This window comes from Streptomyces sp. NPDC006235 (genome assembly GCF_040613735.1).
GTDB lineage: Bacteria > Actinomycetota > Actinomycetes > Streptomycetales > Streptomycetaceae > Streptomyces.
In genome coordinates this window covers 258,748-271,686 of sequence record NZ_JBEXSR010000007.1, presented here as the reverse complement: position 1 = coordinate 271,686, position 12,939 = coordinate 258,748, and the positions used below count along the sequence as shown (strand labels likewise).

Sequence of the window (12,939 nt, the reverse complement as noted above, 5' to 3'; positions counted from 1 at the left end):
GCCGTACGCATCCGACGCCAACTCACCCACACCAACCCCGCCGCCTACCTCCCCCACCTCGCTACCTCACTCAACAACCTCGCCAACCACCTCGCCGGGACCGGAGACCACCAAGGCGCCCTCGAACCCGCCCACGAAGCCGTACGCATCCGACGCCAACTCACCCACACCAACCCCGCCGCCTACCTCCCCCACCTCGCTACCTCACTCAACAACCTCGCCAACCACCTCGCCGACACCGGAGACCACCAAGGCGCCATCCAGGCCTACACGGACACGGCTGCCGGGCTAGCTCAAGCCCATCCGGCCGCCGGACGCGCGATCGAGTACGAGCGTGCGGCCTTCCAGCTCGGACGTCCCGAGCCCACGCGCACGTCCGGTCTGTTGGGACTCCTCCGCATCGTCAGCGACGAGTCGGCCGACCAACCCGGCGAGATCGTCCTGCGCGCTCGGCGAATGCTCCGGGCCCACACCCACACATCGCCTGAAAATCGCGAGTGTCTGGAGCACCTCTGGCGGCAGGAGACAGGCACCTCCGCCCCGGACTGGCTGTCACTCTCGGAGGACACTCTGAACCTGGTCGTCGAGTGGGTGAACTCGCCCACCTGGACGGACAGCCGGAGCTTCTGGTCACGCCACGCCGACGCCCTCGGCGCTGACGAAACCGCGACAGCATTGGCGGAGTTCGCGCTCGCCTGGCCGGTCGCCGAGCAGCACCAGCGCATCAGGGAACTGGTCCTCTCAAAAGGCATGGACGCCGTCTTTCAGGCCCTGAGCCTCCGTGACGCGCTCTCCAGCTGGCTGGCGTGCGAGAGCTGGGACGACTCCAAGCGCTTTTTCCAGGAGAACAGCGAACCCCTCCTTGACGAGTCCGCAGAGAACATCCTCACCCGGACCCACAAGGTCACCCCGCGCATCGCCGTCCACGCAGCCCTCCTGCGCATCGCCCGCGCCGAGGGCATCAACACCGCGTTCCAGTGCGTCCACGATCGAGGCGCCCTCCAGCGGCATGTCCTCCGCGCTCTGAACGACGGTGACGCCCAGGCACTCGCGTATGCCGCCGCCGTCGAAGGCTTGGTCTTCGACGACGAGCTCTCCTCCGCCACTCACCACCAGGCCGCCCTCCTCCTCGCCGGCGCCCCCGAGTCCCTGGACCTGGACGCCCTCGCCGAGGCGGCATCCGAAGCCGACCCGGAGACTCGCAACCGGCTCACCTCCGAGCTGGCGACCCTCGCCACCCGCTCCCCCGACTCACAGCACACGGCCCAATGGTTTGGCCTGGTCCAAGCCCTCACCCAGGCCCGTCCATGACCGAGTACGTGGTCTGCCTGACCACCCGCCGGGCTCATTCGCCCGACAGCCGGATACCCCGGCTCGCCGCGATCCGCAGGGCGTCCCCGAGCGCCTCGGCGAGTCGTTTCCCCGTGAACCTCAACTCCCTGTCAGTCACTGCTGGTTCATCGAGGAGCGACCTGGCCGCCGTGAGGACGTACGCGGCCGAGCCGAGCAGCTCGGCCTCCAACTCGTCGGCCATCCGGGACAGTCGGCTGCCGTCGTCGTCCGTACTCAGGTAACACGGGCGTCCGTCCGGAGTGGTCCAGGGCAGCAACCTCAGGGGCGCACCCGTTCCGTCGCGCATCATCTTCCGCTGCTCCTTTCGAACCCGTTCCGCTGACAGGCGTGAACACCGGTGATTACCGTGTGTGTCTCCATCGTCGCGTTGTGACATGTGTCCCGGACAGGAGCGCCGCGTCCCGGGATCGAGAACGGGACATCCACATCAACCTCACCGTCAGCAGAGAGGCCAGACCATGACATTCAAGCCACAGGCCCTCACCCCATACCTCTCCGCCCGCCACTACTTCGGCGCCGAGCAGCGCCGTCACCGTGAGATCGCCGGGCTGTCCCTCGTGCAACTCGCGGGCATCGTGAACTCCAGCAAGAGCACCCTCGCCCGCATCGAGACCGCCGAGTTGATGCCTCCGCCGGACCTTCCCGACCGGCTGGACGCGGCGTTCGGCACGGACCGGCACTTCCACGGGCTGTACGAACTGGCCAAGCGGGAGGCGCATCCGGACCAGTACCGCCGGTTCATGGACTTCGAGGCGCAGGCGGAGGTCATCGAGAACTACGTAGCGCAGGCCGTGCCAGGGCTGTTGCAGACCAAGGAGTACGCCCGCGCGCTGCTCAGCTGCCAGGAGGATCTGCCCAGGGAGCAGATCGAGGAGCGCGTCAACGCCCGCCTGTCCCGGCAGGCTCGGCTGGCGTCGGAGCAAGCGCCCCTGCGCTGGGCGATCATCGAAGAGTCTGTCCTCCGACGCAGGGTCGGCAGCAAGGAGTGCTGGTACAACCAACTGGCCTTGCTACTCGAACAGGTGGATACTCCCGACAGCAAGGTCCAGGTTCTGCCTTTCAGTGCGGGTCCCCATTCGCTGATGGGCGGCGCCCTGACCCTGCTGACCCTTCCCAAGGGTTCCGTCATGGCCTACGAAGAGGGCATCCAAGTCGGTCACCTCTACGAGGACCGGGACTCGGTGAAGAAGTGGCGGCGGCAGTACGAGGTGCTGCGTGCCAACGCCCTCCCACCGGCGGCCTCGGCGGAGCTGATCCGAGACGCGATGGAGGACTACAAGCCATGCAGCACACCCTCGAGCTGAACTCTGCCCGGTGGCGCCGGAGCAGCTACAGCAACACCAACGGGGGCGATTGCGTCGAGATCACCGAGGACTTCCCCGGCGTCGTCCCCGTCCGCGACAGCAAGAACCCCTCCGGCCCGGCGCTCGTCGTCCCAGCCGCCGCATGGGACGCGTTCGTCAACTCCCTGAAGGCGTAAACGAGACGGCCGGGTCTCCCCCGAGACCCGGCCGTCCTCACACCGTCACGCCGTCACACCCCCACGGGCTCCAACACATCCTCCTGCTTCGTCTGCCGCTTCGCCGCCCGCTTCTTCGCCCGCCGCTCCTTGCGAAGTTCGACCATCGCGTACAGCGTCGGCACCAGCAGCAGCGTCAGCAGGGTCGACGTCACCAGGCCGCCGATCACGACCACGGCCAGCGGCTGGGCGATGAAGCCGCCCTCGCCGGTGATGCCGAGGGCCATCGGGAGCAGAGCGAAGATCGTCGCCAGGGCCGTCATGAGGATCGGGCGCAGACGGTGCCGGCCGCCCTCGATCACGGCCTCGACGACGCCGTAGCCCTGCTTGCGGTACTGGTTGATCAGGTCGATCAGCACGATCGCGTTCGTCACCACGATGCCGATCAGCATCAGCATGCCGATCATGGCCGGGACGCCCATCGGGGTGCCGGTGGCGATCAGCAGGCCGATCGCGCCCGTGGCCGCGAACGGGATGGAGACGAGCAGGATCAGCGGCTGGACCAGCGACCGGAAGGTGCCGACCAGCAGCATGAAGACGATCGCGATGGCGGCCAGCATCGCCAGGCCCAGGTTGGCGAATGCCTCCTCCTGGTCCTCGGAGACTCCGCCGATCGACGCCGTGGCGCCGTCCGGGAGCTTCAGCGCGTTGATCTTCGACTGAAGCTTGGTGCTCACCGCGCCCGTGTTGTCGCCGGTCGGCTTCGCGGTGATGGTGGCCGCGCGCTGGCCGTCGATGCGGGTCATGGAGACCGGGCCGTCGACCAGCTTGACCGTCGCGATGTCGCCGAGCTTCACCGGGCCGAGGCGCAGGTCCTGGAGCTGCTTCAGCGTCGTCGCGGGCTTCGCCGAGCGGATGACGACGTCGCGCTCGGTGTCGTCCAGGACCGCCTTGGCGGCGTTGGTGCCGCGGACGGCCTGGGCGACGGCGGCGCCGAGGGTCTGGTCGTTGAAGCCGGCCGCGGCGGCCTTGTCGTTGGCCTTCACGGAGATGCGCGGCACGCTGGTCGCCAGGTCGCTGGTGACGTCCGTGACGTCGTCGAGCGAGGCGACCGTCTTGCGGACCTCCTCGGACGCGGTGCGCAGGACGTCGGCGTCGGCGGCCTTCACGACCACGCTGAGGTCCTGGGCGCCGAAGCCGTCACCGGCGGTGATGGTGGTCGTGCCGATGCCCTTCAGACCGGCCAGGCCCTTCTCGATGCGGTCCTGGACGTCCTCGTACGACGCCGAGTCGTCCAGCGTCACCTGGTACGAGGCCTGGTTGGTGTCCGTACCGCCGCCGAAGGCCGCCATGAAGCCGGACGAGCCGATCGTGACCTGGTAGTTCTTCACGCCCTTGGTATCGCCGAGGAGCTGCTCGACCTTCTTGGCCTGGGCGTTGGTCGCCTCCAGGCTGGTGCCGGGCTTCAGTTCCTGCTTGACGGTGAGGACCTCGACCTCGCCCTGGTCGAAGAAGTTCGTCTTCAGCAGGGGCGCCATGCCGAACGTGCCGACCAGGACGACGATCGCGAGGGCGACGCTGGTGAGCCGGCGGCGGGTCGCGAAGCGCAGGACCGGGACGTAGAGGCGCTGCAGGCGGCTCTTGGCCTCCTTCTCCTCGGCGAGCCGGCGGGCCTCGTCGGCGTCCTCCGGGGTGCCCTTCGGGGGACGCAGGAACCAGTACGACAGCACCGGGACGACCGTCAGGGAGACCAGCAGGGACGCCAGCAGCGCGGCCGTGACGGTGAGGCTGAACGAGCCGAACAGCTCGCCCACCATGCCGCCGACCAGGCCGATCGGCAGGAACACGGCGACCGTGGTGAGCGTCGAGGACGTCACCGCGCCCGCGACCTCGCGCACGGCGTTGAGGATGGCCGACCGGCGTTCCTCGCCGTAGCCGAGGTGCCGCTTGATGTTCTCCAGGACCACGATCGAGTCGTCGACGACCCGGCCGATGGCGATGGTCAGCGCGCCCAGCGTGAGGACGTTCAGCGACAGGTCGCGCGTCCACAGCACGATCAGGGCGAGGACCACGGACAGCGGGATGGACACCGCCGTCACGAGCGTGGAGCGGATCGAGGCCAGGAAGACGAGGATCACCAGGACGGCGAAGAGCAGGCCGAGCGCGCCCTCGGTGGTCAGGCCCTTGATGGACTTCGACACGGCCGGGCCCTGGTCGCTGACGACCGTGAGGGTCGCGCCGGAGCCGAGGTCCCCCCGCAGGTCCGGGAGCTTGTCCTGGACGGCGTCGGAGATGGCGACCGCGCTGCCGTCGCGGTCCATGGTGACGGCGACGGCGAGGCTGGGCTTGCCGTCGGTCCGGGTGATGGAGTCGGCGGGGGCCTCCTGCTGCTTCACCGTGGCGACGTCACCGAGGCGCACCGGCTTGCCCTTGCCGGGCTCGCCCGTGACCATCAGGTCCTGGATCTGCTGCAGCGACGTGAAGCCGCCGCCGACCTGGACCGTGCGGTTGGCGCCGCCCTCGTCGAAGGAGCCGGCCGGGACGGTCGCGCCGCCCGCCTGGAGCGCCTGGGCGAGGGACTGCGAGGTGAGGCCCGCCTTCGCCAGCTTCGCGTCGTCGGGCGTGACGGCGACCTGGAGGTCGCGCACACCGTCGACGGTGACCTGGCCGACGCCGTCGATGCTCTTCAGGTCCGGCACGACGGTCTTGTCGAGCTGGGCGGCCAGGGCCTGCTGGTCCCGGTCGGAGGTGACGGCGAGGACGACGGTCGGGATGTCGTCCGTGGAACCGGCGACGACCTGCGGGTCCACGTCGTCCGGGAGCTGGACCCGGGCCCGGTTGACGGCCTGCTGGACGTCGGCGACGAGCTGCTCGGTGCCGTTGCCGTAGTCGAAGGACGCCATGATCACGGCGTTGCCCTCGGTGGCGGTGGAGGTCACGCCGCTGATGCCGTCGACGGCTTCGAGGCTGTCCTCGATGGGCTCGACGACCTGCTTCTCGACCACGTCCGGGGACGCGCCCTGGTACGGCGCCAGCACGGACACCATGGGCAGTTCGATGGTGGGCAGCAGCTGCTGCTTGAGCTGGGGTATCGCGATCGCCCCGAAGACGAGCGCGATGATCGACATCAGCCCTATCAGGGCCCGTTGCGCGAGGCTGAATCTCGACAGCCAGGACATGGGTCAGGGTCTCTCTTCTGTTTAGCGGCAGAAGCGGCATCGGGCGCGCAGATGAGCGCCCGCCCTTACACCCTGAGCCATCGCCGGGGCCCGATCCGTAGGCCCCAGGTCCCGTTCCTTATGCGGCGCATACTCCGGCCGCAGTACGCCGGGGTCGAGCTCACTCCACCCTTGGACGGACCAGGCCGGACTCGTAGGCGATGACCACGAGCTGGGCCCGGTCCCGGGCGCCCAGCTTGGCCATGGCCCGGTTGACGTGGGTCTTCACCGTCAGCGGGCTGACCTCCAGACGCTCGGCGATCTCGTCGTTGGAGTGGCCGCCCGCGACCTGGACCAGTACCTCGCGCTCCCGGACGGTGAGCGAGTCGAGCCGCTCGCCGCGGGCCGGGTCGCGGTCGTCGTCGGCCGGGTCCTCCTGGGCGAGGAAGCGGGAGATCAGGCCGGTGGTGGCCGCCGGGGACAGCAGGGCCTGGCCGCCGGCCGCGATCCGGATGGCGTTCAGCAGTTCCTCGGGTTCGGAGCCCTTGCCGAGGAAGCCGGAGGCACCGGCGCGCAGCGACTGTACGACGTAGTCGTCGACCTCGAACGTCGTCAGGATGACCACCCGGACGTCCGCGAGCTCGGGATCGGCGCTGATCATGCGGGTCGCCGCGAGACCGTCGGTGCCGGGCATCCGGATGTCCATGAGGACGACGTCGGCGCGCTGCTCCTTCGTCATCCGCACCGCCTCCAGGCCGTCGGAGGCCTCGCCCACCACCTCCATGTCGGGCTCGGAGTCGACCAGTACGCGGAAGGCGCTGCGCAGCAGCGCCTGGTCGTCGGCGAGCAGGACACGGATCGTCATGCGGGGTCCTCCCCGGGTGTGCGGTTCTTGACGGGCAGGATCGCATGGACGCGGAAACCGCCGCCGTAGCGGGGACCGGTGGTGAGGGTGCCGCGCAGGGCGGTGACGCGTTCGCGCATGCCGAGCAGCCCGTGCCCGCCGCCGCCGTCCGGATCCTCGTCCTCGCCACCGCCGTCGTCGAGGACGGTGATCTCGATGTTCGGCCCCACCCGTACGACGCTGACCTCTGCCTTGGCCTGCGGCCCGGCGTGCTTCTGCACGTTGGTGAGGGCCTCCTGGATGATCCGGTAGGCGGCCAGGTCGACGGCTGCGGGGAGGGTGGTGTCCTGGTCGGCGCGAGCGACCTCGATGTGCAGGCCGGCGTTGCGGAAGGTGCCGGTGAGTTCGTCGAGGCGGTCCAGGCCGGGGGCGGGCTCGGTGGGGGCCTCCGGGTCGCCGGACTGTCTGAGGAGTCCGACGGTGGCGCGGAGTTCGTTGAGGGCGGAGCGACTGGCCTCCCGGACGTGGGCGAGGGCCTCCTTGGCCTGGTCGGGGCGCTTGTCCATGACGTGCGCGGCGACGCCGGCCTGGACGTTGACCAGGGCGATGTGGTGGGCGACGACGTCGTGCAGATCGCGGGCGATGCGCAGGCGCTCCTCGGCGACCCGCCGGCGGGCCTCCTCCTCGCGGGTGCGTTCGGCGCGTTCGGCGCGTTCGCGGATGGCCTGGACGAAGGCGCGGCGGCTGCGGACGGCGTCGCCGGCGGTGGCGCCGATGCCGGTCCAGGCGAAGATCGCGAGGTTCTCCTGGGCGTACCAGGGCAGGCTGCCGGCGGCCATGGCGGAGCCGGTCAGCACGGTCATGGTGAGCAGGCCGACGCGCCAGGTGGTGGGGCGGTCGGTGGTGGAGGCGACGGTGTACAGGGCGATGACCGCGGACATGGCGACGGGGGCGCGGGGGTCGCCGGTGACGGATTCGATGACGGAGACGGCGCCGGTGAGGGCCAGGACGGTCATCGGGGCGCGGCGGCGGAAGACCAGGGCGGCGGCGCCGAGTGCCATGAGGACGAGGCTGAGGGTGTCGGGGGTGCGCAGGGCCCAGCTGACGCTGTCGCGGTGGCGGGGTTCTACGAACGAACCGGCGACCATGCAGACCAGGACGGCTGCGGCCAGGACGGCGTCCATGGCCAGGGGATGTGCCTTTGCCTGGCATTTGGCCCGCTGGAGGGTGCTCACGGGGGTTCACGGTAGCCGGGGTGGGTGTGCGGGGGTATGGCGGCCGGGGCCGGAAGGCCGGTTGTGAGGTGCTCGGCGTGGAAGCTGGGGGCGGGTGGGTGCGCAGCCCGGCGGTGCGGGGTGCCGCTGCGCCCACCCGTGCCGCCCCTCGCGGCACGACTGCCCGCAGCTAGGACCTGTCGTTTGGATCAGATCGCAGGGAACCGACAGCGCTGATCAGCGCCGGTGAACGGGGTCTGGTGCGTGCAGCTGCAAGGCGGAGGAGGGCGTCGATGCGGAGCATCGGCAACCGACGACAACGCCGCAGATGCGCGTGCAGACCCCGCGTCTGCGGCGTGATCCAAACGACAGGCCCTAAGTCAGCCGGGAATCAAGCCGTCGTCGCTCAGGAGTTCCCTGACTTCCTCCAGAGTCGCGTCCGGGGACGGGAGGATCAGTTCTGATGGTTCGAGGGAGTCGTCCGGGAGGGGTTCGCCCAGGTCTCGGACCCTGGCCAGCAGGGCCTGGAGGGTGCGGCGGAAGCCGGGGCCGTCGCCGTTCTCCATTTCCGCCAGGAGCTCGTCGTCCAGCTTGTTCAGTTCGGCGAGGTGGCTGTCGGCCAGCCTCACCTGGCCCTCCCCCATGATCCGTACGATCATGTCGCCCTCCTAGGCGTGGGCCCCTACTGCTTGTCGAAGCGCGGGGTGTCCTGCGGCTGCTGCTGGGACTGCTGCTGGCTCGTGCCACCTTCGAGGGCCTGCTGCCCACCGCTCGAACCTCCGGCCAGCTCGGCCTTCATCCGCTGCAGTTCCAGCTCTACATCCGTACCACCGGAGAGCCGGTCCAGCTCGGCCTGGATGTCGTCCTTGTGCATCCCGGACTGGTCGTCGAGGGCACCGGAGGCGAGCAGCTCGTCGATCGCGCCGGCGCGGGCCTGGAGCTGGGCCGTCTTGTCCTCGGCGCGCTGAATCGCCAGGCCGACGTCGCCCATCTCCTCGGAGATGCCGGAGAAGGCCTCGCCGATCCGGGTCTGCGCCTGGGCCGCCGTGTACGTCGCCTTGATCGTCTCCTTCTTCGTGCGGAAGGCGTCGACCTTGGCCTGGAGCCGCTGGGCCGCGAGGGTGAGCTTCTCCTCCTCGCCCTGGAGCGTCGCGTGCTGGGTCTCCAGGTCGGTCACCTGCTGCTGGAGGGCGGCACGGCGGGACAGCGCTTCGCGGGCCAGGTCCTCACGGCCCAGCGCGAGCGCCTTGCGGCCCTGGTCCTCCAGCTTGGTGGACTGGGACTGCAACTGGTTGAGCTGGAGTTCCAGGCGCTTGCGCGAGGTCGCCACGTCGGCGACGCCGCGGCGGACCTTCTGGAGCAGTTCCAGCTGCTTCTGGTACGAGTAATCGAGGGTCTCGCGCGGGTCCTCGGCCCGGTCAAGGGCCTTGTTCGCCTTCGCGCGGAAGATCATCCCCATACGCTTCATGACACCGCTCATGGGCTTCGCGCGCCCCCTTCTGACCGACTCCGGCTCCAGCACCTGCGACAGAACCCACAGTACGGGCCCTGCATCCATTACCGCACTGTTCGGGGACGGATGCGCTCATCCCCAAGGACGACTGAGTACGCTCCCGCTCCGGCGTAGGGAGTAGGTGGTCCCCGGGGTAACCCGGGATACCCCGGGTAACCGGAGCCGCACGTCCCGGGAACGACCGGGTGCGTACACAACGTCCCCTCTGTCCCCTTACTGACGACTGGTGTTGCCGGATCGTTCCCCGCGGGACTGGGGTCCATGCCCGGGAAGCCCTTACCCTTGGGTTTTGTGTTCCGTAGCCGTTCGAAGGATGAGAAGGCCCAGGCCGCCGACAAGGCGCCGGTGAACTTCTCCAAGCAGCCCCGCGACCCGCAGGCCCCGAAGGGCAGGCCCACGCCCAAGCGCAGTGAGGCCCAGTCCCAGCGCCGCAGCGTCGCCAACACGTCGATGACGCGGAAGGAGGCGGCCAAGCGGCAGCGCGAGGAGCGCCGCAGCGCGCTGGAGCGGCAGCGCCAGGCGCTGGCGAGCGGCGACGAGCGGTACCTTCCCGCGCGTGACAAGGGACCGGTCCGCCGGTTCGCGCGCGACTTCGTCGACTCGCGGTTCAACATCGCGGAGTTCTTCCTGCCGATGGCCGTCGTCATCCTCGTGCTGAGCATGGTGCGGGTGGCCGCGCTCCAGAACATCGCGCTGCTGCTGTGGCTCGTCGTGATCGTGCTGATCGTGCTCGACTCGTTCGTCACGGCGTTCCGCCTGAAGAAGCAGCTCAACGAGCGCTTCGCGAACGAGAACAAGCGCGGAGCGGTCGCCTACGCCCTGATGCGCTCGCTCCAGATGCGCCGGCTCCGGCTGCCGAAGCCGCAGGTCAAGCGCGGAGAGCGGCCCTGACCGCGACGTCGTTCTCCGGGGGTGCGGCGGATGCCTGGCTGGACAAGCTGGGCGGGCTGCGCGATGTCGTCCGGCAGGAGCTGGTGGCCCGGCAGCTGGACGAGCAGATAGTCGGGCGGTTCCCGGTGGGGCAGCGGCTGCGGGTGCTCGACGTGGGAATGGGCCAGGGCACGCAGGCGCTGCGGCTGGCCCGGGCCGGGCACCAGGTGACCGGCCTGGAGCAGGACGCGAAGATGATCGCCGTGGCCCGGGAGTCCCTCGCCGGGGAGCCGGAGGGCATCCGGGAGCGGATGCGGATCATCGAGGGCGACGGCCGGGACACCGGCGTGCACTTCCTGCCGGGCAGTTTCGACGTGGTCCTGTGCCACGGCGTCCTGATGTACGTGGAGGAGCCCGACCCGCTGCTGGCGGGCCTGGCCCGGATGCTCGCGCCCGGCGGGCTGCTGTCCCTGCTCGTGCGCAACGGGGACGCGCTGGCGATCCGGCCGGGGCTGTCCGGCGACTGGGCGGGCGCGCTGGCCGCCTTCGACACGACCGCTTACCGCAACCGCCTGGGACTGGACGTACGGGCGGACCGGCTGAAGGACCTGACGTCGACGCTCGCCGGGATCGGGGCGCCGCTGCACGCCTGGTACGGGGTGCGCGTGTTCACGGACACGGCGGCGGACGGCGCCGAGGTCCCGGCCGACGTGGAGACACTGCTCGCGGTGGAGGAGAAGGCCGGGCGGACGGATCCGTACCGCGGGGTGGCGGCGCTGCTGCACCTGTGCGGCGTGCGCGGCTGACAGCGCCTGGGGGCGGGGGCCGTCGGCCCCCGCCCGGGCTCACGCGTCGGCCGCGTGCAGGCTCATCGGCCCGTAGATCTCCGTGGCGTCCTCGAACAGCCGCACCTGGTCGGCACCGCCTTCCTTCAGGGCCTTCCAGTGCTCCCCGATCCAGGACTCGGCGTCCCCCTGGGTGGGGAACTCCTCCGGCGGCACCGCGGGCTGGACCTCCGTCCCGTCGGTCTTCTCGAACCGCCACGTCCATGCCGCCATGTACGCCTCCCATGTGTGTGAGCACACTGCACAGCGGAAGCCGGATCTTGGTCCGGCTCCTGACCCGAGCCTATGCGCTCCGCTGGGTTGGGCGGGATATGTGGTCGGAGGTGCACGTCAGTGGGCGCGTGCGGGCCACCGTGGGCTGGGCGCGCAGTTCCCCGCGCCCCTATAGGGACGTCTCCGTCACGCATGTTCCCTGTGCACGGGTGAGAATCGGGGCGTGGAACTGACTCTGCTCGGTACTGGTGCCCCTGCGGGGCTTCCCCGCCCCGACTGTCCCTGCGCGGCCTGTGCGGCTGCTCTCGGGCCCGACGCGCGGGCGGCCACCGCGCTGCTCCTGGACGGGGCGTTGCTGCTCGACCTGACGCCCGGGGCCGCCTTCGCGGCGGCGCGGGCGGGGCGTTCCCTGACCGGCGTGCGGCAGGTGCTGCTGTCGCATCCGCACGACGGGCCGGCGGTCGAGGTGCCGGCCGGGCTGCCGCAGCCCGGACGGGTGCCGGACGGGCGGGAGTTGACGCTGCTGACGGGGCATCGAGTGCGAGCGGTGGCGATGGACGCGCCCGGCACGGGGTACGCGGTGACCGGGCCGGAGGGGCAGCGGCTGCTGTACCTGCCGCCTGGTGGGGCGCCTGCGGGGCTGGAGAGGCCGGCCGAGTCGTACGACATGGTGCTCATGGATGTCGTGGGGCGGCCGGACGCACTGGCGAAGCTGCGGGCGGTGGGGGCCGTGGGGCCGACGACCGATGTGGTCGCCGTCCACCTGGACCACGACGTGCCGCCCGGGCCGGAGCTGGGGCGGCGGCTCGCGGCGGCCGGGGCGCGGGCCGTGCCGGACGGGACGACGCTGGCGGTGGGGGCGTACGAGGACGTGCCGGACCTGCCGCGGCGGACGCTGGTGCTGGGCGGGGCGCGGTCGGGCAAGTCGGTGGAGGCCGAGCGGAGGCTGGAGGCCTTTCCCGACGTGCTGTACGTGGCGACCGGCGGGTCGCGGAACGGGGACACCGAGTGGTCGGCGCGGGTGGCCGCGCACCGTGAGCGGCGGCCGGGGTCGTGGCAGACGGTCGAGACGTGCGATCTGGTGCCGCTGCTGGAGGCGGAGGGGCCGCCGTTGCTCATCGACTGTCTGTCGTTGTGGCTGACGGATGCGATGGATGCGGCGGGGGCGTGGGACGACGCGGTGTGGGCGGAGCGGGGGGAGAAGGTGTTGCGGGAGCGGGTGCGGGAGTTGACGGATGCGGTGCGGTCGACTCGGCGGACCGTTGTCGCCGTGTCGAACGAGGTGGGGTCGGGGATCGTGCCGTCGACTGCGTCGGGGCGGCGGTACCGGGATGAACTCGGGCGGTTGAACGCGGGGTTCGCGGACGAGTGTGAGCATGTGGTGTTGGTGGTGGCGGGGCAGGCGGTCGTCCTGCGGGGGTGACTGTGCGCGGCGTCTGGGCTGGGGCCGGGTGGGTGCGCAGCTCGGCG

The 12,939-nt window shown here is 70.5% G+C and carries 13 protein-coding genes; 6 read left to right on the top strand and 7 right to left on the bottom strand.

What is annotated here, in order from left to right:
* Nucleotides 1–1,311: tetratricopeptide repeat protein (locus ABZ192_RS12210; RefSeq protein ID WP_356924412.1), on the top strand; the 1,311-nt coding region annotated here is incomplete at its 5' end.
* Between the two features lie 34 nt (nt 1,312–1,345).
* Here the strand turns inward: ABZ192_RS12210 and ABZ192_RS12205 are convergent.
* Nucleotides 1,346–1,642 carry a hypothetical protein gene (locus ABZ192_RS12205; protein WP_356924411.1) on the bottom strand — a complete coding sequence of 99 codons (297 nt, stop codon included), beginning with the start codon at nt 1,640–1,642 and terminating at the stop codon, nt 1,346–1,348.
* 169 nt (nt 1,643–1,811) lie between these two features.
* Here ABZ192_RS12205 and ABZ192_RS12200 point away from each other — a divergent pair, with 169 nt between their 5' ends.
* Together ABZ192_RS12200 and ABZ192_RS12195 are read left to right on the top strand one after the other, a co-directional pair.
* A complete protein-coding gene (locus ABZ192_RS12200; RefSeq protein WP_356924410.1) occupies nt 1,812–2,657 on the top strand; it encodes a helix-turn-helix transcriptional regulator in 846 nt (281 codons plus the stop codon).
* A complete protein-coding gene (locus ABZ192_RS12195; protein ID WP_356924409.1) occupies nt 2,636–2,833 on the top strand; it encodes a DUF397 domain-containing protein in 198 nt (65 codons plus the stop codon). Before ABZ192_RS12200 ends, ABZ192_RS12195 begins: the two co-directional genes overlap by 22 nt.
* Nucleotides 2,834–2,886: 53 nt before the next feature.
* Here ABZ192_RS12195 and ABZ192_RS12190 read toward each other — a convergent pair whose 3' ends face one another.
* The 5 genes from ABZ192_RS12190 to ABZ192_RS12170 all read right to left on the bottom strand — a co-directional run bounded on the left by ABZ192_RS12190 (nt 2,887) and on the right by ABZ192_RS12170 (nt 9,496).
* Entirely contained in the window at nt 2,887–5,991 is a 3,105-nt protein-coding gene (locus ABZ192_RS12190) for an efflux RND transporter permease subunit (protein WP_356924408.1), read from the bottom strand.
* 160 nt (nt 5,992–6,151) lie between these two features.
* On the bottom strand, nt 6,152–6,835 hold the full coding sequence (locus ABZ192_RS12185; RefSeq protein WP_356924407.1) for a response regulator transcription factor: 684 nt from the start codon (nt 6,833–6,835) through the stop codon (nt 6,152–6,154).
* Entirely contained in the window at nt 6,832–8,049 is a 1,218-nt protein-coding gene (locus ABZ192_RS12180) for a histidine kinase (protein ID WP_356924406.1), read from the bottom strand. Before ABZ192_RS12180 ends, ABZ192_RS12185 begins: the two co-directional genes overlap by 4 nt.
* A 359-nt stretch (nt 8,050–8,408) precedes the next feature.
* Nucleotides 8,409–8,687, bottom strand: a complete 279-nt coding sequence (locus ABZ192_RS12175; protein ID WP_356924405.1) for a hypothetical protein — start codon at nt 8,685–8,687, stop codon at nt 8,409–8,411.
* A 23-nt stretch (nt 8,688–8,710) separates the two neighbouring features.
* A complete protein-coding gene (locus ABZ192_RS12170) occupies nt 8,711–9,496 on the bottom strand; it encodes a PspA/IM30 family protein (protein WP_356924404.1) in 786 nt (261 codons plus the stop codon).
* 336 nt (nt 9,497–9,832) lie between these two features.
* Between ABZ192_RS12170 and ABZ192_RS12165 the strand changes: the two genes are divergently transcribed.
* A complete protein-coding gene (locus ABZ192_RS12165) occupies nt 9,833–10,432 on the top strand; it encodes a DUF3043 domain-containing protein (protein ID WP_356924403.1) in 600 nt (199 codons plus the stop codon).
* Between the two features lie 83 nt (nt 10,433–10,515).
* Nucleotides 10,516–11,217: a methyltransferase domain-containing protein gene (locus tag ABZ192_RS12160; RefSeq protein WP_356924402.1), complete on the top strand. Its 702-nt coding sequence runs from the start codon at nt 10,516–10,518 to the stop codon at nt 11,215–11,217.
* Between the two features lie 39 nt (nt 11,218–11,256).
* Here the strand turns inward: ABZ192_RS12160 and ABZ192_RS12155 are convergent, their stop codons facing one another.
* A complete protein-coding gene (locus ABZ192_RS12155; RefSeq protein WP_306967594.1) occupies nt 11,257–11,469 on the bottom strand; it encodes a hypothetical protein in 213 nt (70 codons plus the stop codon).
* A gap of 223 nt (nt 11,470–11,692) precedes the next feature.
* On the opposite strand from ABZ192_RS12155, the gene ABZ192_RS12150 reads away from it, so the two are divergent.
* On the top strand, nt 11,693–12,892 hold the full coding sequence (locus tag ABZ192_RS12150; RefSeq protein ID WP_356924401.1) for a bifunctional adenosylcobinamide kinase/adenosylcobinamide-phosphate guanylyltransferase: 1,200 nt from the start codon (nt 11,693–11,695) through the stop codon (nt 12,890–12,892).
* Nucleotides 12,893–12,939: the final 47 nt, after the last annotated feature.

What these genes read in the sequence shown, in the direction of transcription:
- ABZ192_RS12205 (WP_356924411.1), bottom strand. Translation starts at nt 1,642, where the DNA reads ATGATGCGCGACGGAACGGGTGCGCCCCTGAGGTTGCTGCCCTGGACC.
- ABZ192_RS12200 (WP_356924410.1), top strand. Translation starts at nt 1,812, where the DNA reads ATGACATTCAAGCCACAGGCCCTCACCCCATACCTCTCCGCCCGCCAC.
- ABZ192_RS12195 (WP_356924409.1), top strand. Translation starts at nt 2,636, where the DNA reads ATGCAGCACACCCTCGAGCTGAACTCTGCCCGGTGGCGCCGGAGCAGC.
- ABZ192_RS12190 (WP_356924408.1), bottom strand. Translation starts at nt 5,991, where the DNA reads ATGTCCTGGCTGTCGAGATTCAGCCTCGCGCAACGGGCCCTGATAGGG.
- ABZ192_RS12185 (WP_356924407.1), bottom strand. Translation starts at nt 6,835, where the DNA reads ATGACGATCCGTGTCCTGCTCGCCGACGACCAGGCGCTGCTGCGCAGC.
- ABZ192_RS12175 (WP_356924405.1), bottom strand. Translation starts at nt 8,687, where the DNA reads ATGATCGTACGGATCATGGGGGAGGGCCAGGTGAGGCTGGCCGACAGC.
- ABZ192_RS12170 (WP_356924404.1), bottom strand. Translation starts at nt 9,496, where the DNA reads ATGAAGCGTATGGGGATGATCTTCCGCGCGAAGGCGAACAAGGCCCTT.
- ABZ192_RS12155 (WP_306967594.1), bottom strand. Translation starts at nt 11,469, where the DNA reads ATGGCGGCATGGACGTGGCGGTTCGAGAAGACCGACGGGACGGAGGTC.